Source organism: Cognataquiflexum aquatile (genome assembly GCF_003316845.1).
Lineage (GTDB): Bacteria > Bacteroidota > Bacteroidia > Cytophagales > Cyclobacteriaceae > Cognataquiflexum > Cognataquiflexum aquatile.
The window spans coordinates 396720-415607 of the sequence record NZ_QMIK01000003.1 but is presented as its reverse complement, the minus strand read 5'-3'; the positions used below and the strand labels follow the sequence as shown (position 1 = coordinate 415607).

General features: G+C 39.6%; 11 protein-coding genes. 8 read left to right on the top strand and 3 right to left on the bottom strand.

What is annotated here, in order from left to right; genetic code table 11:
- Positions 1–25: 25 nt before the first annotated feature.
- On the bottom strand, positions 26–859 hold the full coding sequence (locus DQW11_RS10605; RefSeq protein WP_113924046.1) for a formyltransferase family protein: 834 nt from the start codon (positions 857–859) through the stop codon (positions 26–28).
- A 206-nt stretch (positions 860–1065) separates the two neighbouring features.
- Here DQW11_RS10605 and htpG point away from each other — a divergent pair, with 206 nt between their 5' ends.
- From htpG to DQW11_RS10575, 5 genes are all read left to right on the top strand, one after another.
- Positions 1066–2949, top strand: coding sequence for a molecular chaperone HtpG (gene htpG, locus DQW11_RS10600; protein ID WP_113924045.1), 1884 nt, complete (start codon positions 1066–1068; stop codon positions 2947–2949).
- Positions 2950–3635: 686 nt separating this feature from the next.
- Complete coding sequence (locus DQW11_RS10590) at positions 3636–4790, top strand: 6-bladed beta-propeller (protein ID WP_113924043.1); 1155 nt, start codon at positions 3636–3638, stop codon at positions 4788–4790.
- A gap of 480 nt (positions 4791–5270) precedes the next feature.
- Positions 5271–6395 carry a hypothetical protein gene (locus DQW11_RS10585; protein ID WP_232826721.1) on the top strand — a complete coding sequence of 375 codons (1125 nt, stop codon included), beginning with the start codon at positions 5271–5273 and terminating at the stop codon, positions 6393–6395.
- Between the two features lie 71 nt (positions 6396–6466).
- A complete protein-coding gene (locus DQW11_RS10580) occupies positions 6467–7648 on the top strand; it encodes a hypothetical protein (RefSeq protein ID WP_198669880.1) in 1182 nt (393 codons plus the stop codon).
- Entirely contained in the window at positions 7632–7994 is a 363-nt protein-coding gene (locus DQW11_RS10575) for a DUF1573 domain-containing protein (RefSeq protein ID WP_113924041.1), read from the top strand. Before DQW11_RS10580 ends, DQW11_RS10575 begins: the two co-directional genes overlap by 17 nt.
- Positions 7995–8208: 214 nt before the next feature.
- Here DQW11_RS10575 and DQW11_RS10570 read toward each other — a convergent pair whose 3' ends face one another.
- Positions 8209–8475, bottom strand: coding sequence for a hypothetical protein (locus DQW11_RS10570; RefSeq protein WP_113924040.1), 267 nt, complete (start codon positions 8473–8475; stop codon positions 8209–8211).
- Between the two features lie 86 nt (positions 8476–8561).
- On the opposite strand from DQW11_RS10570, the gene DQW11_RS10565 reads away from it, so the two are divergent.
- The 3 genes from DQW11_RS10565 to DQW11_RS10555 are packed head-to-tail and all read left to right on the top strand — an operon-like array spanning position 8562 to position 11084.
- Positions 8562–9635 carry a DUF4221 family protein gene (locus DQW11_RS10565; protein ID WP_232826720.1) on the top strand — a complete coding sequence of 358 codons (1074 nt, stop codon included), beginning with the start codon at positions 8562–8564 and terminating at the stop codon, positions 9633–9635.
- The gene (locus DQW11_RS10560) at positions 9632–10021 is read left to right on the top strand and encodes a hypothetical protein (protein WP_157966095.1); all 390 of its coding nucleotides are present in this window, start codon (positions 9632–9634) and stop codon (positions 10019–10021) included. The genes DQW11_RS10565 and DQW11_RS10560 overlap by 4 nt, the downstream gene beginning before the upstream one ends.
- Positions 10008–11084 carry a TolB-like translocation protein gene (locus DQW11_RS10555; RefSeq protein WP_157966094.1) on the top strand — a complete coding sequence of 359 codons (1077 nt, stop codon included), beginning with the start codon at positions 10008–10010 and terminating at the stop codon, positions 11082–11084. Before DQW11_RS10560 ends, DQW11_RS10555 begins: the two co-directional genes overlap by 14 nt.
- Positions 11085–11410: 326 nt before the next feature.
- Here DQW11_RS10555 and DQW11_RS10545 read toward each other — a convergent pair whose 3' ends face one another.
- Positions 11411–18871 (bottom strand): S8 family serine peptidase, encoded by a 7461-nt coding sequence (locus DQW11_RS10545; RefSeq protein WP_113924035.1) that lies wholly within the window; start codon positions 18869–18871, stop codon positions 11411–11413.
- Positions 18872–18888: the final 17 nt, after the last annotated feature.

The following is an 18888-nucleotide window of genomic DNA, read 5'->3' as shown; positions in this document are numbered from 1 at the left end:
ATAAAAAGTTTGGTGTATTCATCGGTCAAACCGATCCTACCTTTTGGCCATGATAAAATACTATTTTTTCTTTCCGAGCCTTTGGTCTGAGAAGGCCTAAACTCTGTTGGGCGAGGTATCCCAAATGGTGAAAAAGCGTCCTTTCATAAAGTTTGTAGTTTCTCCCTTTTTCTACCTGCACTTTTCCGGAAGGAATTTCATCACAGTTTTCGATGTCTTTCAGAATTTTGACTGCTGCCTTAGCAAGCAATTCGGAGGTCTTGATGTCCACGTGGACAAGGCTGTCCTTTGGATCCAAGGAAGGAAATACTTCCGCCAAAATATTTCCCCTATCCACGCCTTTGGTGGTATAATGCAGGCATCCGCCAAGGTTGTCGAAATCTTTTTTGATATAGGCCCAAAACAGCGTGTCATTGCCACGATAGTGCGGCGGCATACCATAATGCACATTGATGGCCGCAATCTTAGGGATATTGAGAATTTCTCCCTTCAAAATTGGCGCATTACAGGTAAACAAAATGTCAGGCTGGAGGGACTTCAAAAATTCAAGTCCTCTTTCTGTATTGATTTCGGAAAATGGAATGGTAACCTTTTCGAAATCATGGTTTCCGGTTTTAAGATGTTTTGTTTTGTTATGTATGGATATCTTATGGAACTTATGGAAAAACCTCAATCCATTCCTATCCAAAAAAGATTGCGACCTGATTTTTTTTCCTGATTTCGCTTGATTTTTGGGTTTTATAACCAAGCCCTGCCTTTGGCCTGAATGTACCAAGGTCACATGATCGAAGTTTTTGACAATTTCGTGAACCACTATTTGTTCTCTAGGGGTACACTGACTGATGATTACAATTTTCATTCTTGCGAGATACTATGGGTGACTTCATTATGAAGGATAAAAGTTTGATCTTAAAGACCCCACTTACCCTCCGAAACAGACTACAATATTAAAAAAAAATTTGAATATTTTTTGATTTTCTGCCAAAATGACATTTTCAGCGAATTGGAACAAGCCTTGATAAGGGTCTTGTATCAATATTGTAATTCACTAAAACGAAAATAGCTATGCAGGAAAAAGGTACCATCTCGATACATACCGAGAATATCTTCCCGATCATCAAGAAGTTTTTATACTCTGACAATGAAATCTTCCTCCGTGAATTGGTTTCCAATGCGGTAGATGCCACACAGAAAATCAAAAGGTTGGCAACTTTGGGCCAATACAACGGCGAACTTGGCGACATCACTGTCGAAGTGGCTTTTGACAAAGACAAAAAAACCATCACCATCTCCGACCGTGGCCTTGGCATGACTGCCGAGGAAATCAAAAAGTACATCAATCAGATTGCTTTCTCCGGTGCGGCTGAATTTGTGGAGAAATTCAAAGATGCCAAAGACGCCAATGAAATCATCGGCAAGTTTGGTTTGGGTTTCTACTCCGCATTTATGGTAGCTGACAAGGTGGAAATCAACACCCTTTCCTATCAGGAAGGCGCAGCAGCGGCACGATGGACCTGTGACGGCAGCACCGAATTTGAAATCAGCGCCGGTGACAGAACCGAAAGGGGAACAGAAGTCACTTTGTTTATCAACGCCGATTCTGAGGAGTTTTTGGACAAATGGAAGCTTCAGGGCATCCTGGACAAATACTGCAAATTCCTTCCCGTTCCGATCAAATTTGGTACAAAAACCGATTCTGTAGAAGACGGTGAAGAGGCCGATGGCAAAAAGAAATGGAAGTCTGTCGAGAAAGACAACATCATCAACACCACTTCCCCGATCTGGACCAAGTCACCCAACGACCTAAAGGACGAGGATTACCTGAAATTCTACAAAGAACTCTATCCAATGGGCGAGGATCCTCTTTTCTGGATTCACCTGAATGTGGATTATCCGTTCAACCTGACAGGGGTGCTGTATTTCCCGAAAGTCAAAAACGACTTCGAAATGCAGAAAAACAAAATCAAACTCTTCAGCCGTCAGGTATTCATCACCGATGAGGTCAAGGACATTGTCCCTGAGTTTTTGATGTTGCTTCACGGGGTGATCGACTCGCCGGATATTCCGCTTAACGTATCTAGAAGCTTCCTACAGGCGGATAGCAATGTGAAGAAAATCAACAGCTACATCACCAAAAAAGTAGCAGACAAGCTGGGCGAACTTTACAAAAAAGACCGAAAAGTCTACGAAGAAAAGTGGAATGACATCGGCCTTTTTGTCAAGTATGGCATGATCAGCGAAGACAAATTTGCGGAAAAAGGAAAAGATTTCGCTTTGCTCAAAAACACCAAAGGCGAATATTTCACTTTGCCTGAATACAAAGAAAAAGTCAAGGCGATTCAGACAGACAAAAATGACCAAACCGTCTATCTCTACGCCACTGATGTCAACAAGCAGGACGGATTTATCCAATCTGCCAACAAAAAGGATTATGATGTCCTCGTGATGGACTCTCCGATCGACAGCCACTTCATCCAACACCTCGAGATGAAGGAGGAAAAAACCCAACTGAAGCGTGTAGATGCGGACGTAGCGGAGAAGTTGATCGAAAAGGACGATTCCTATGCCAACCTCCTTACCGAAGACCAATCCAAGAAGGTGAAGGAAATCTTCGAAAAAGCGATCTCAAACGCCACTTACAGCGTGGACGTGGCAGGACTCAGCCCTGAGGAAATGCCTGTGACCGTGACCATGGATGAGTTTATGCGCAGGATGAAGGACATGGCGCAGATGGGCGGCGGGATGAGCTTCTACGGTTCACTTCCTGACAACTACAAAGTAGCCATCAACGGCAACCATCCTGTGATCGACAAACTCCTCAAAACCGAGGATGAAGAGGCGCAGACCAAACTTGCCAAGCAGGCCTTTGATTTAGCTTTGCTTTCCCAAGGCATGCTTACCGGCAAAGACCTGACTGCCTTTGTGAAGCGAAGTGTGGAATTGATTTAATCTCAGAACCCTTGAGGTTTTTTTCTAAACCTCGAGGGTTTTCTGTTTTCTGACAATTAACAATCCAATCCACTAATAGCATATTTGATCATTAAACCTTCGAGGTCTTGGAGATCTCAAAGTTTTCTGATAAAATCAATTCTTCACGGTTTTCAGAAACTTCAAAGAACAATTAAGCCCTTGGAAATTCCGGTTTTCAAGGGCTTTTTTTTGATTTATAATTTAGACATTAATAATGTAAATGATAATTATTAATATTATTATTTATTTTTCTAGTTATTTATTCACCTAACTCCTTGATTTTATCATTTTTTTTTTTTTTACATTAGACCAAGAATTAGTTTTGTCGACAATTTTTGATTCTAGTTACCAAAGGTTGGTGACTCAAGTCTAAATTTTAAAATTTTAAAGAAAAATGAAGAAACCATATTTGATGTTCATGCTTATCCTTATACTGGTTCAAATTTCAAGTACAGTGAAAGCCGAAAGATGGTTTTGTACTGAAACCTGGTCAAATGGAGCTGGTACATGGACAAGAGATAATCACTGCTACGGGACTCAATCACATTGTACAAACACTTGTATAATTGGTCCCGGCTGTACAAGATCTTGTACTCCTGCTGTTCCATAAAACCAAAAAAGGAGTCAGAATTGACTCCTTTTTTTTACTTCAATCTTAAATTTAAATGATTTTCAAAATGGTCCATTCAAGGTTTAAAATAATTTTATTTTGTTTACTATTAGTTTTTTGCTCACAAAAAAAGGAAAAAGAGCTTGTCTCTGAAATAACTATTTCCACTGTGCCAAATTCCTTTGAGATCGAGGATTCTTTTGATGAATTCAAAATTGTTCATTTAAAAAATATCGATCTTATCCCAAATTTATATAGGGCAAAATCTTATGATAAAACTATTTATGTTTTGGATGGAGGTAGAGCAAAACTATACAAAATGGGAAATGAGGGAGAATTAAATCTAATTTTATCATCTAAAGGAGATGGCCCTAATGAATATAATTTAATTAGTGACTTTCAAGTTTTAAATGAGAATGAAGAAATTTTGATTTATGATGGGTCAAAAAAAAACATGATGAAATTTGCCCCATCAAATAATCTAATTTCAAACCAAAGCCTTGAAGGAGTGAATGAAAAAACATTAGGTGCTTTCCAAGTCATGAAGGATGGAAAATTATTATTCAATTTAATTTCAGGGTCTCCAAACAGGTTCTTTATTTACGATTTGGCCAATAACAGTTTCTATGAAAATTCTTTAATTGACTCTATATATCATGGTTTTGATTTTGGAAGCGATAAGGGGTTAACAATTGGCTCAAACAATTTTTCAACAATTCATCCATTTGAATATAAAATTTTAAGCTTTAATGAAAAGTTGGAAAATCAAAACTCTATAGCTTTGAACTTTGGAGTAAATTCTATTTCTGAAGAAGAATTAAAAGGAATAAAAAATGATCCAAACCAATTGTTTGATTTGATCAACAATGATATGAACCCCAAAGTCCATTCATTCATTCTTGAAGAAACAGAGAATTTTTATCTTGTTCAATATTTTTTAGGGTCATTTGGAGGTGGAAAATTTCTTAAAACAATCATCGGTAAGGACAGTAAAAATTCGTATACCTTCGATAGTATCAGACTGTCCAAAATAGACATACCTTCCACATTAATTGGCAAATTAAATGATGACCGATTCATTTTTAGCCTGAATATTGAGTACATCAAAAATCTAACAGAGGAACAAAAAGCTTCGATATCGGAATATATCCCGGCCGATTACCTAGATGACAATCCGATTTTGCTGATTGGAAAAGTGAAAGCGTTTTAAATTTTGATTTTCAACTTTTGATAAATTCAGTTCTTCGAGGTTTTCAAAACCTCAAAGAACAATCCAGCCCTTGGAAATTCCGGTTTTCAAGGGCTTTTATTTTAAACTTAGAACGTTAGTAATTTTTTGATCTGAAAATCAAGGCTTTAGAAGATTTCACAATTCGCCCACAAACCAAATTCTTGCTTTTGGCCACAATTCTTTTTTCATTGGAGTAGAATTAGTTTTATTTAAATTCTTTTACTCTAATGGCGGTCAATCAATTTCAAACTCTATTAAGTCCCAAATCACAGCGCTAAATATCCACTTTGAATGGTCTCAATATTTCCCTTGGCCAGTGATTGAATTCATTCGTACCAAAACCAAATTATTGCCCACCACCATTATTGAAAAGTCGATATGAAGTTGAATAGCTGTTTCAAAATCATTTTTGAAAAAAACGTTTATGTTTTGTATTCAAAAAATACATGGTTCACTTTCATGCTTCTACCCTGTTTTTTGTTTTCATGCGAGAATCCCAAAACCAACACCACCATTCAGGATAAGGAAGTATTGTATTCATTGATTGAAGTAGATACCATAGTATTGGAAAAGGACTTTTTTTCCGGAAATGGCTTTTTCCAGTTTTCCCAAGGCGAGCTATATTTTGTAGACCAAATTTTCAGCACAGTTTCAAAGTACAATGCCTCAGGAGAACTGATAGGTACATTTTTGGGAAAAGGAGATGGTCCAAGTGAACAAAACAATATCCATGGCTTTGTACCAAATGCCTTGGAAGAGGGACATGTGGTATTGGACAACTTTGAATTGGTAATCTTCGACAGCAACTTTGTCAGACAAAAAAGACTGCCGATTGCATGGAACCACAGCGACTCCTATCAGGAAATGCTCGACAATCCAAAAGCTGAGATGTTAGGACTTTATGAAATCGCTTGGAAGATGAAAGGAGAAAATTCCGCTTTTCTTTCAGTTGGTAAAGATCCTCAAAGATCAATCCTATTGCCAATTTCCATGAGTCATCCCATACTCAATGCCTACATTTCTGAAGGATATTATAAAACCGTGTATACATTTGGGAAATATGACTTAAAGTCCCAAAAAATCGAAATGGGATTTGGAAACCGAAGTGAGGAATATCTCCGTCACGGCTTCATCCCAAACTTTGACTTCTTTCATTTTACCACAAAAGGAGATTCCATTTTGGTGTCCTTTGGCATCGATCCTTTGATCCATGTCTATAATCAGGATTTTAAGCTGATTGGAAAATTTGGATGGTCCGGAGAAGAAATGAACGTCAATTATCCAAGAACACAAACCATCGAAGAAGCTATTGACAATTATAAAACCGATTTGGAAAAGGCCGGATTTTACCACCACATCTATTTTGACAATGCAAGTCAGTTGCTGTTTAGAACCTATTTTCCTAATGGCTTAGAAAAGGGAAAGTCAAGGTTGCAGGTATTCAAAAACCACATTTTGGTTGGGGATTTTGAGGTTCCAGAAAGGTTTAGGGTTTTGGGAAGTGAAGGAAGTACCTTCATTGCGGATGGTATTTTGGATGAAGAAAAAGACAAGCTTGGTATTTTTAAATTTTCGTTAAAATGAAAACATTCTTGGTTCTATTTCTTTTCATGGTCTTTTTGACAGACCAATCGTTTTCTCAAAAGATAAGGGTTATGGATTCGAAAGGTGAAAGACTACCGTTCTTTTCTTTGAGGTCACCAGATTCAAATCTGGTGAAAGTCGGAAATGAAAGCGGGGAAATGGATTTGTCCGGAATCGAAATGCCACTTTGCGGAATAGAAATCAGGTACCTAGGATTTGAACCCTTTGCTTTTTGTGATTCAATCCTTGTCGATGGTGAAGTGACACTGATAAAACTCAAGGAAAGCTTCCTGGAATTAAGCCCTGTGGATGTGAAGACAGCTGATGAGAAAAGGGTTTTTGAAAATTTCAGATTTCTGTTAAAAAATGACCTGAATAATTTCACCATGCTGAAAGGACAATACCTGGAACTCATTGGCAAAACTGAATTTCATTCATTTGGTATTCTCGCTTATTCAGGATTGATCGATAGAAACCAAAAAGCCAATAAATTTTTGGCAGGAAACATTGCTTTTTTCCATCAAAAGCAGCTTTTGGCCAATGTCGATCCCAATGAAATACCTTACCAAACCTCTTTTGCAATCATCAGTCAATTTTTAAATGATTTGTTTTTTGGAATAATCCAATCACATAAGAATGAATACCAACCCATCGAATCCAAAGTCGTCTCAAACATCAACTTAATCACCTATGCTAATAAATCCCGCACCATTCAGACCACTGTTTCGGAATATGGAGTTATCCGAAAAATTTCTGTAAGCAATACCACATTTATAAATGTAAATGGGAATCCCATAGAAATAAAAAAGGCAGAAGTTCATTTTTTTGAAAGCCGGGGAAGGTCTTTTATCGCCAAAATTAATATGCTTATGGATGTCAAAAACCGGGAAGTTAAACTCAACTATCTAACTCATGGTTTTCCTTATGACATTCAGTTACCAGATAAATTAGCAGAAGAGAAAGAAAAGATGGCCTTTTTCACTGCGGCCTTAGCGCACTCCTCCTCTCCTGATTATTCCTTTCAGGAATCATTTTTCAGCAATAATGAAATTTTGGAATACGTGAAAATGATCGACTTAAATTCAAGATCATCAACCAATCTTAACCTCCTCAAACAAGCCTATGATAAATCCTATTTCTATTTTGAAAAAATGGACCAAGGCGACCAATCAAGTACAGCATACATGAAAAAGGTATCCGAATTTGTCAATTCCTTGAATCTAACCTTTCAGAATAATGATTTGGGTTGGTAAAATGATCGTTTTGCTTTTGATGGTTTCATTGTTGAATATTTCAATTGAAAACAGGGTGATTTATAAAGATGAATCAAGTGCTGATAAAAACGGCATAGTTGAAACTGTATTTCTAATAGCCAATAATTCAAACCAACCCGTTAATATAATTTCTATTTCACCACATTGTGCCTGTACTGAGTTTAAGCTAGAAAAATGGAAGATAGACCCAGGAAAAAAAACCAACCTAATTTTGACCGTACCAATAGACCAGTTAAAATCACTAAGAGAGGTCCATGCAGTTATAAAAACTGATTCACAGCAAAAATTTCTAAAGGTTTCAATAAAATACGGGAAAGCCACTTAGACCTTGGCCCTTGAAAATTCCGGTTTTCAAGGGCTTTTAGATTTATCATTAAGATTTTAATATTTTTTTCTATTTGAAAATCAATGATTTATATATTTTTACTAATATTAATGCAACTAACCCATTGCTTTTTCTATTTTTTTTTTACATTAGATTAGGAATTAGTTTTGTCGACAATTTTTAATTCTTATCTGTAGTCTTATTATTTTCAACCTTAAAATTTTAGAAAAATGAAAAAGCATGTTTTCCTGATTATAGGTGCTATACTGCTTGTAGCATCTATTTCTTTCACCTCCCACTCTGCGTGTATTAATCCAAGGACAGGAGGTGAATATGTTATCCCTAATCCAAATGGTCCAGGCTTGGCAGTGTTATCTGCAAATGTTGGCGGGGGTGCATGTATGGGATGTGGGGGCTGTATTATTCCTCTTCCTATGCCATAATTTAATGCCCTTGGAGAAATCCAAGGGCTAACTTCCATACCATATGTTAATAAGAAATTTAGTTTTATTCTTTGTTATTTTTCAATCTTGTTCTCAACCCAAACAAGAAAGTAATGATGGATACATGTCGCATTTCGTTGAGGAAATCAGACTTGTTTTAGATGATTCCACTTCCAACGAATTTATTTATTCCCAATATTACTGGGAAGGTGAAGATGAATACTTGGTTTCACTTAATACCATTACAAAATCGGTGGATAAATATTCCCTCAAGGATGGAAGTCTTTCGAAAAGAATCAGGTTTCCAATCGGTGGACCTGAAGGTATAAGTTCGGTGATGCAGGGTTTTACCTATGCTTCACAGGATTCCATTTTTGTTTTTATAAAAGGAAGCATAAGAGGAAGCATTGCATTTGATGAAGATGGCAACTTTGTAAAAAGATTGACTCCATCGATCGATAAATCCGCACATTTTGGGCTGATTAATCATGTATCTACATCCGGAAATCCAACCAGATTATTTAAAAACCTGATTCATTTTATGCAATATCCACTTTTTGATGTGTACAATCCTTCCAATATCAATGAAAATTACCCTTTATCATTAGAATATGATCTGGTAAAAGATGAAGTATCCTACGATTCATTAATCACCTATCCTGAATCTTATCGTGATAAAATCTGGCCCGTATATGACCTTGTGTTTTCACGTGAATTTATCTCGGATTCCGTATATCTAATTTCGTGGCCACTATTGGATTCTTTGATTTGGGTTGACAAGAAAAACCAACAAATAAAAAAAATACACGCAAAAAGTAGCTTTTTCTCAGCAAAACAAGCTCCCCTGATCTCTGCACCTAGTCAGGAAGAAGAAAATGAAATGGTTTTGGGACAATATCGGTATAGACAAATCTTATTTGATCCATACCGGAAACTTTACTATCGCCTGGTTATGCATCCTCTCACACAAACACAGAACAAAACATTCATCCCAAATATTGAGGAGCAAAAGTTTTCAATATTGGTCTTAGATGAAAATTTTAAGTTTCTTAAAGAAACAATTTTCCCTCCAAATATGTATTCTCCCTTCAATATTTTCATTGGAAAGAAAGGTATCATCCTGATGAAAAATAACTATTTTGATGAAAATGTCAATGAAGATGAATTGGTGCTTCATATTTTTAACCTTGAAAAATGAAAAATTACTGTTTACATCTAGTTTTTGTATTTCTAATGTTTACTTTCTCCTGTAGGCGCGACAATGAAAAAATTGAATGGAGGTTCCGCGAATTACAAAAAAGAATTAATACCAAGGAAACCAAACTTCTATTGATAAATTTGGATGGATGTCCTTCTTGTTATGTTGTATTTCAAGATTTTGCAAAACATTTTCTAGATTCAGGTGTGGTGGTTTTGGTTTCAAAAAATTCAAAAAAAGCAAATGCTTTTTTAGATTTATCCCATCCAAATGTATTTTATGACAGGAAGAATATATCTTCTGAACTTAAGTTAGCTAACGATTTACCAACAGAATATCAAATTAATCCTGACAATTCTATTGATTCTCTGATTGTCGGTTTTTAAAACAAAATTTATGTGTAAATGGGTAAGTGCCTTAATCTTCTTAATTCCCTTAATTTCCTGTTCATTTCAAGATCAAAAAGATAATCTTTTGAAAGGTAGATCTTTGTTTATTGAAATAGATGATCCGAGTATTCATTCACCACATCTTTATATCGGAAATCACATTTGGTTTGAAAATAAGCTATGGTTTAGTACCAATTTTTCAGAAGTGGTCTCAGTGGATACAACAGGAAAAATCCATGAAAGAATAAATTTGGGAAAGGTAGAAATAGACCCTTCTGGAATGCCGGTTGAATACAAAAGTGGGATGATTACCGATTTTTTTCTTGGTGATTCTGAAATTTATGCTTTGTATCTAGCCAGTGATCAATTAAAAAAATTGGGTTCAGGAAAAAAGCAAAGTGTAGCCATAAACCTTCCCTCCAAAGAGGACTTGTTTTTTTTGAACTATAGAGCTATTGCACCATCCATAAGCCAGAACAGCAAAACCTTATTTGTACTTTCGGGAGTTTCGGGCGATTTCGATTCATATGACTTGAACTTTAAGACACATGAAACCAAACCCTTATTTAAAGGAAAGTTTGTGCCTGACGTCCGAAGCTTTGAGGTTACCAAATCACCCTCTGGAAACTATATATTATTCGATCTGGGCTGGAATGGAATCATGATTTTTGATCCTTCGGGTGTAAAAATCTTTGATTTCAAAATGCCTCAAAATTCTGCAGAATTGCACCAAAGCGGGAAGGAGGATTTTGAAAAATGGTTTCGGTTAGGTTTTGAAGAATTGGGAGCAAGAATTATCAATGTTGTAGGTGAGCCTGAAGATTTATGGGTTTTGGTTAATTTAAATCCGAGCGGCAAAGCAAACGGTCCTACTGATTCATTTTTTATTTTAAAGAAGAATAAATCTGAATGGGATTTTTTCAAAATAAAAGGAATAGACCAAATCGATATCAATGACGAGGGTCTTGTTTTAATTACGAATTTGAAGAACAAAAAAGTTGTTTTTGAAATTATGGAATTTGATCATTTTATATCAAGATTAGATTATTCAAAAAATTGAATCCTTTGGAATTAGACTTTTTCTAAAATTAGTCTAAATATTTGTTGCCGATTTAGGCAACTACACCTCTAAAAAAACAAAAAACCCTCATCCTTTGAAAATTCCGGTTTTCAAGGGTTTTTGTTTTGGAATGAAATTGGAAATAGATGGTTCTTTTCCTTCCGCTATTTTGTCTAAAAGCCAAAAAAAAACCTCCGATAATTCGGAGGCCTTTTTGCAAAATTGAACTTAACATTTATCAATGAAATCAGCTAGGTCCGCAGACCTTTTGGGTGAATCAAACAACTGTTCTGATAGCTGACTAAGGTTTTTTAGAGTCTATTTTTTTATTCTTTTACAATTCTTCTCATGCTCTTTCCTCTCCTGTCGGTTACTTCCAAGAGGTATACTCCGGTAGGCAAAGTACTCAGGTCAACGACCGTCTCCTCAGTCGGGTCACAGTCTTCTTTGCTGACCAATGGGACACCCAAGTTATTGATCAACCTAAGGGAATAAGTGTTACTGACCTCTCCTTTTACTTTGACCCGGATTATTCCTGAGGTCGGGTTAGGGTAGGCTGTGACACTGAAGAGAATATCAAGATCCTCAAGACCACTGACAAGGTCTACCTTTACAGGGAGTTCTACTTTCCTTATAGCCCCAAACTTATCCTTTACGGTAAAGGTGATGATCACCTCACCCTTTTCTAAAGTTTTGATGATGAACTTGGAGGAAGAAGCAAAAACCGACAGTACAGCTTCGTTGCTGCTGCTAACAGTGTATGTGAATTCATCCCCATCAGGATCAGTAAAATAGGCAGAGAGAGTATGTTCCTCTAGAATTCCCGGCTTGAGGATGGCAAACGCATCGCTTGCTCCGATATAAGCCGGCGCTTGATTGGTGTGAAGTACCTCCACCGGAATAGTCAATTCACGCTTGGCACCGTGTTCATCCGTTGCAGTCAGTTTGTATTGGTACATGCCATCATCACCAAACTTCGGCATAAAGACAAGTTTCAATGAATCAGCCTTAAAGGTTGAACTTGCAAACTGATGGCCAATGACAGCATTGAGTGTGATGGAGTTATTTTCGGGATCCTTCACTTTCAGCATGACTGTGGCGGTTTCATTTTCTGCAATGACAATAGAAGAAGGCGCATTCATAAAATATGGTGCTTCGTTCATATGCAATGTAATCGGTACACGTACCACAGGTTTGGCAGGGTCATTGGAAGCAATGACGATATGTGCCAGCTGATCGCCTTCTTTGGCAAAAGTACCATCGATATTTACCTCGACTTTACCGGATTCACCTTTTGTCAAAACTCCCTCCTGACCGGATTTGATTCCTAGCCATGAGAAATTCCCGGCTTTCATTTCACCGGCGAGCATCAGCCAACCGACATTGGACATGTTTCCTTCTTGTACCTCAAACCACTCTCCCTCGTTGAGGTAAGCATACCTGCCGGGCACATTGGCTGCGTCGGTGATGGTACCTTGAGGAAATTGATTGCCAAAAGGATGAGTCACGATGACATAGAAGTCCTCATTTGGATAGATTCCGGTTTCTTCTTCAAGAGCGATCTGATACCAAGCACCAGTTTCATCAGAACCATTTCCAGTGATGGTCAAGCTTCCTTTAGTCAGGATTTTGGCATCGGCGATGGAACTACCACCTGCCCGGATTTCGAGCTCGATTCCTGCCGTTGGAAGGGTTTCCATTCTAAGGAAGGTTTCAACATGTGATAAGTTGAAGCCTTGAGGTCCAGCATTGAATTTGGTACTGAGGGTGAACGGTGCCGCACCTCCAGTACCGATAAAGGTATCCGGGGTTTTCTTATCCGTATACGAAAGTGTCCTGTTGTAATTGGAAGCTTGTCCTACCACCGCATTGGTCTCTGCCGCCGGTGAGGAGGCAAGGGTGATACTTGGAGTCGAAGACTTATCAGCCAATTTATCAACACTTGCTCCAGCTACTTCCGCCTCTCTTTGGTAATCAATGCTTACCTGATAGTTAAGATTTGACTTCCCTTCTATGTTGTCAAAAGAAATGCTCCTGACTTCGGTTTGTACGGTATTCATGGATACGAATATGGAATCGGCTACTACTTTGATTTTGGCAGGCTCGAAGGCATCTCCTTTGAGTAAAATCCGCTTCTCTCCAATGCTTGTCGTGAGGATAACTTCTTCGGAATACGTGCCTTCTTGGGTTGGGGCAAATACCGCACGGGTAAGCATTTTATCACCCGGTTTGATGGTAAATGTCGGCCAAGACCAGATTTCATTGATTTTGGTCCATTCAGGTCCCCAAAATCCATTTACCATGACCATGAGGTTTAACGGTCCTGTACCATCTGCTAAAGAAGCATAACTGATGTCAAAAGGAGCCGCACCGTCATTTTCAATCAACACATCCATCGTGTTGCTGACAGGATAAATGGATTCGAACGCAACCAACTTGCTGCCAAACTCAACAGTGTCTGCCATCAAAATGCTGGCCTCTCCTGTTACTGTCAATTCCACAGGCTTTTCCAACAACTCATTATTGGGTGCATTGGAATGGAACTTCAAGGCTTGGGAATAAACTCCTCCGTAGACATTGGTGGCGTCTAAGGAAATGTTTCCTGAAATGGTTGAGCCCGGAGCGATGGTATATCGCCTAGTAGGGACTATGATATAAGCCAATCCCGAACCGTGGTCCAAAGGTTGGTATTGGGAAATTGCAATCCCGTCTGTACCGTTTCTTTGGAGACCGATCGTAGAGGCTTGTGAAGTAAAATCTGCGCCGCCGTCTTCCCTCTTGTATTGAAACTTCATCGTTCCGTCTTTGTAGAAGATGATTTGCGCAGAAACAGGATCACCCATTCCACCAAAATTATTCACGAAAGTGCTCCAGGTGATGATGATTTTGTCATCGACAAACTGGTAGAAAATACCGATATCTTCTTTGGGATGTTCAAAATCCGTAAAGCTACTGAAGGTCCAATATGGCATGATCCGTGGATCAGAATGGTTATTGGAAGGAATATAATCCGTGAAGAAATCAGCCATAGGATTTTCCCCAAAGGAAATAACGCCATTGTCCCCGACCTTGAAGGAATCATACTTTTGACCATAAAACTCCACAGGGAATGGAAGCTTCAATTCTCTCCAAAACGTTTTTTCAAAGTCCTCATAATCCACAAAACTCATTTGAGTCCCGGTCTTTCGGATTTCGATCCATTGGTAGACTTCCCCGTTGTTGTATTTCTCGTACGTGTAGGTATAGTCAGGCAGTGAATTGCTTGGGGCAGTAGGTGAAGTAAAACTTAGCCACTTGCCTCCACCCACAGGTGCGACCTGCAACGGTGCCAATCCTGTATTTTCGATCGTAATCGGAAGTTCTGCTTTTTCCCCAAAAGCCAAGGTATGTGTGATTGGACTCAAGTCCACATTGATCGCGGGTGCATCGACAACTGTTCCCGTGACATAAATTGTATCCCGCGAACCATCGGCATACGAAATCAGTAACCAATCTTCCAAATCCGCCAAAGTGGTGGTAGGTAGCTCGATGCTGTATTTCTTAAACAATCCCGGTTTGATCTCGGTAGGTTGATCTCCTGTCAGGCTAAACTCCGAATCCTGGAATTGCATACCTGTGATATCCAATCTGGCTGTTCCGGGATTTTTGATGGTGAAAGGGAAACTTCTGATGGCACCTTGGAATACATTCCCAAACTTTACCGTATCGGCGGAAACTTCAGCCTTGGCCACGCCACCACCGGTTATGTCAAGTTGGACCAGCACATTTTTTTGCCTTTGGTCAGGGTCATTGTTGATGATGCTGACATACCTGTTGACAGTACCTTCAGAAAGGGTACCAGTATTCATTTTGATTTCCACTTCCCTACTTGTGCCAGGCATCAGCAGGCCCGAACCATTGCTGATTTCAGAGATAATGGCAGGGCCGGGATAATCCAATCCCAAGGCAAGTCCGCTATACAGCGCCAAAGGTTTTGTAAAGTTGCTGACCATAATCCCATCACTTTGACCCATATCTTCAATGAGAATGGTCAGGTACTGTTGGTTAGTCTCTGAGAAATTCATTTCCTCATAAAAGAACCTGATGTCCCCATTGGCATAAAGCACCATCTGTGCAGTGATGGTTTCACCTACACTCCAGCCATCCCATACATTGTCATATTGGACGATCACCCTGTCGGCCTCCACTTTATAGAAAACCTCGCCCTGTGTCAGGTAGTTAAGCTGGCTTCCAAGAATGGAAATGTATCCTTTAGGACTCCAGGAATTATTAAGAATGGGGACATTGACTGCACGGACGGTGTTGTCGAATACAGTAAATCCTTTTTTGGAAACGTATAGGATCTGCTTATTTTCACCATAGTAAGGGAACTGGAATCCCATATCCACCGGTACATAACTGGCATCATCAAAGAAGGTCTTGGTGATATTTGTTCCTGTTTCAGAAATATCTTCAAACTCATAATTGATAGGATTGGCTTCAGTAGAGTAACTTGTCCTCAGTGTGTAGCCATAATTATGGTAATCCGATGGCCAGTTTTCGCTGATGCCATCCTTGTCGTATCCCGGAATAAAGTATTTGAGCGGGAATACCCCTTTGTTTTCGATGGTTACTTTGGCGGTGAATTCATCACCAATGGTCAGATTTTCCACCTGTTGGGTCTCCGGGGTGACGGCGATTTTTGCCGTCTCGGCACCGACTCCAAACAAAGCGATCTCATAAGTCTGAGACCCATTTGTGATTGTCAGGATACCGTTGGTGTTTCCTGCTGCCGTTGGCTTAAAGGTCACTTTGACTATTGCCTCTTCGCGGGCCTTTATCTGCCAAGGCATGTTGGCGTCCAATACAAAAGCCGGAGAATTTGTAGTAATAACCGGATCGTTGAAATTGCCATATCCGATGTTTTCCAACACCAATTCATAGCTTTTTTCATCTCCAATAAAGACGCTTCCATATTCAGCGATTTTGATATGCTTCAATTTTGGTTGGTGGCCAGTCACGGTGACATTGACCGGAACCCTGACTTCCTGGTTGACGGCATCGTTTGATTTGATAATCAGATTGGCGATGTAATCCCCGTTGATGAGTGTAGCTGCATCAGCAGTCAGACTGACGGTACTTTTTTCAAACCCATTGATGTCGCCTGATCCTGGTTCAAGGTTCAAATATGTACCCAAATGCTCATTATAGCTGCTCGCGGTTACTGACCAAGCAAACTCAGTCGCATCCAGCAAATCATTTAATGGCGCCCAAGAAGCTCCAAAATCAAATGACATGAAGCAGTTTTCAGAGAAGGTTGGCTTTGACTCAAAGCCAATTCCCAACGGAAATCTATTTCCTGAAGGCACGTGGAATACTATCCAGAAAGTAATTCCAGACTCAAAATAAATCTGTTCGCTGAGCTTGATATAAGCGAATGCCTCTCTGTTGTCATAATTGCTGTACTCTTGGGAATAAACAAGGTTTTCCTTTTCCGGGCTTTCTCCTTGGTATATCTCCATGATGACCGGTCCTTTGACGGGGTCATGCTTAAGGTACATGCGCACATCTGTGAGGTTGAAACCATCCGCATCTTCTACTATAAACTTTGCTGCTGCAGAGTTTGGTAAATTGATATCCGTATCCCCTATGATATTGGTCGGCCAATAAGAATAATCTATAGAAACAGGAGTAAAGGCAAATGTGGCAATTTCGTTGCTTCTCAGATGAAGATCGTTACCTGATACATTTAGCTTTCCGAGATTTCCTTCACTTGCGGTTTTGGTTCGGGGGCTTGCAGGGTAGTTGAGTCTTCCGCTGCTATATGAAAGTGCTGTATTTCGATGACGCATGAGGTGATTCCATCTCAAAATACCAGCTGCTTCATTGGAAATCGTAATGTCTTTGCTTGCTGTAGAACTGCTCGCTGCATCAATCGACAGGCTTATCTCCTGGCTTTCTGCATCCAGTGTGATTTTGGGTCCTTCATTGGTAGTGGCACTTACCACTGTGGACAAGGCGGATATATTTCCCCATCTATCAGTTGCAGTAATTGCAAAGAAATACTTGGTAAGTCCCAAAAGTCCTGTCACCTCCAAATTCACTGTACTGTCTGCCGCATGTTTGTTTTTAATCGAAACTTTTTTGGCATTGATCAAATTTGCAGCTACAATACTGTCTGTATGGTAATAAAATTGGAAGGAAAAAGGGGCATCATCATCGATATCCGTAGGAACTGTCCAAGAAATATTGGCGAATTCCTGGGCCATTCCATTTACCTTCAGGTCTTTGACTTGTCCCGGAGCAATCCCTAAATCATTTCTAATCGCTATCTCTGCATCAATGGCTCCGGAACCCAATTTTCCGATATAATCAGGATTTTGGTCATCTATATTCACCACTCCAGTTAATATTTTTAACTTGAGTTCGTCATTGGTCAGCTGTTTTGTCCTGTTGGCAAGTGCAAGGGCGGCAATCCCTGACACATGTGGACATGCCATGGAAGTACCATCGAGGTAAGCATATTTATTTCCGGGAATGGTGCTGAGGACACCGTTTTTGACACCGTAATCTGAATCTCCACCCGGGGCGGCAATGTCCGTCCAGGTACCAAAATTAGAGTAGGACGTTTTTTTCCATTCAGGTCCCAATGCCGTAACTGCAATGGTGCTGGAAAAATATCCCGGATACCATTGCCCATCCCAGTTGTAATTACCTGCTGCAAAAATAACTACCCCACCTTTCATAGGGCTACCAGGGAAATCTCCCGCCTCAGCTACAAAGTAATCGATGGCATCCAATACAGATTGGTCAAACCCTCCCGGATTGGTATATCCCCAGCTATTCTGGGAAATCACAGCGCCATTGTCAGCAGCATAGATGTAGGACCGCTCAATAGAACCTGAACCTCCAAGAATTTGAAGCGACATGATTTTCACACCGTTTCCGGTTCCGTTTCCTCCGGCCACACCGGCCACACCGATGCCATTGTTATTGACAGCAGCGATTGTTCCCGCCACGTGGGTACCATGGTATTGGGCGTCTATGGTTGCTGTGTTTTTAGCAAAGTTGTAGCCATTGAGGTCATCGATATAGCCGTTGTTGTCATCATCGACTCCGGCTTGGCCGTTTAACTCGGCCTGATTTACCCAAATGTTTTGCTTTAAATCTGAATGGTTTACATCGACACCTTCATCATGCACAGCAACAATGATATTATTTGATCCTGTGGTTTTTCCCCAAGCTTCAAAAAGATTGACATCAGCATCACCATGGCCTGTTTGCTTCACATTGTTGTAATGCCACTGATCAACTAAAAGAGGGTCATTGAATGGTAAAGCCGAAAAGGCACTTGCTCCGGGAGTATGGGGTTTTACCGCATAGGGAGCCAAAATCTTTTCATGCTCCACTTCTGCGAGTGCCACTTCACCCAATTTTTTGAACTGAACGGCAGCTGAATTGGGATCAACGCTTTCATCAATTTCTATAACATACCAAAGGTGCAGTCCATGTTTTCTTAATTTCTGCTCATTTTTGGCATCATAAGGAAACAGGCGGTACATGGTGTGCGCCTGGACAGCATTGGCGGCAGCATCAAATGTTGCCATTCCGGTTGTCAATCGGTTATTCCTTGCATTTACTTTGCTCTGGGGAAGTATTGCAGTAATGGTAGGGGTGAATTTCACCTTTACCATTCCTTTTTTGATGCCTTTGTCATATTGGGTTTGAGCAGTCACATTGACTGTACACACCAACATAAATAAAGCAAACAACACTTTTCCAGTGCTCTTTAGTAGAGAATTATTCATAGTGCTTGGTTTGGGAT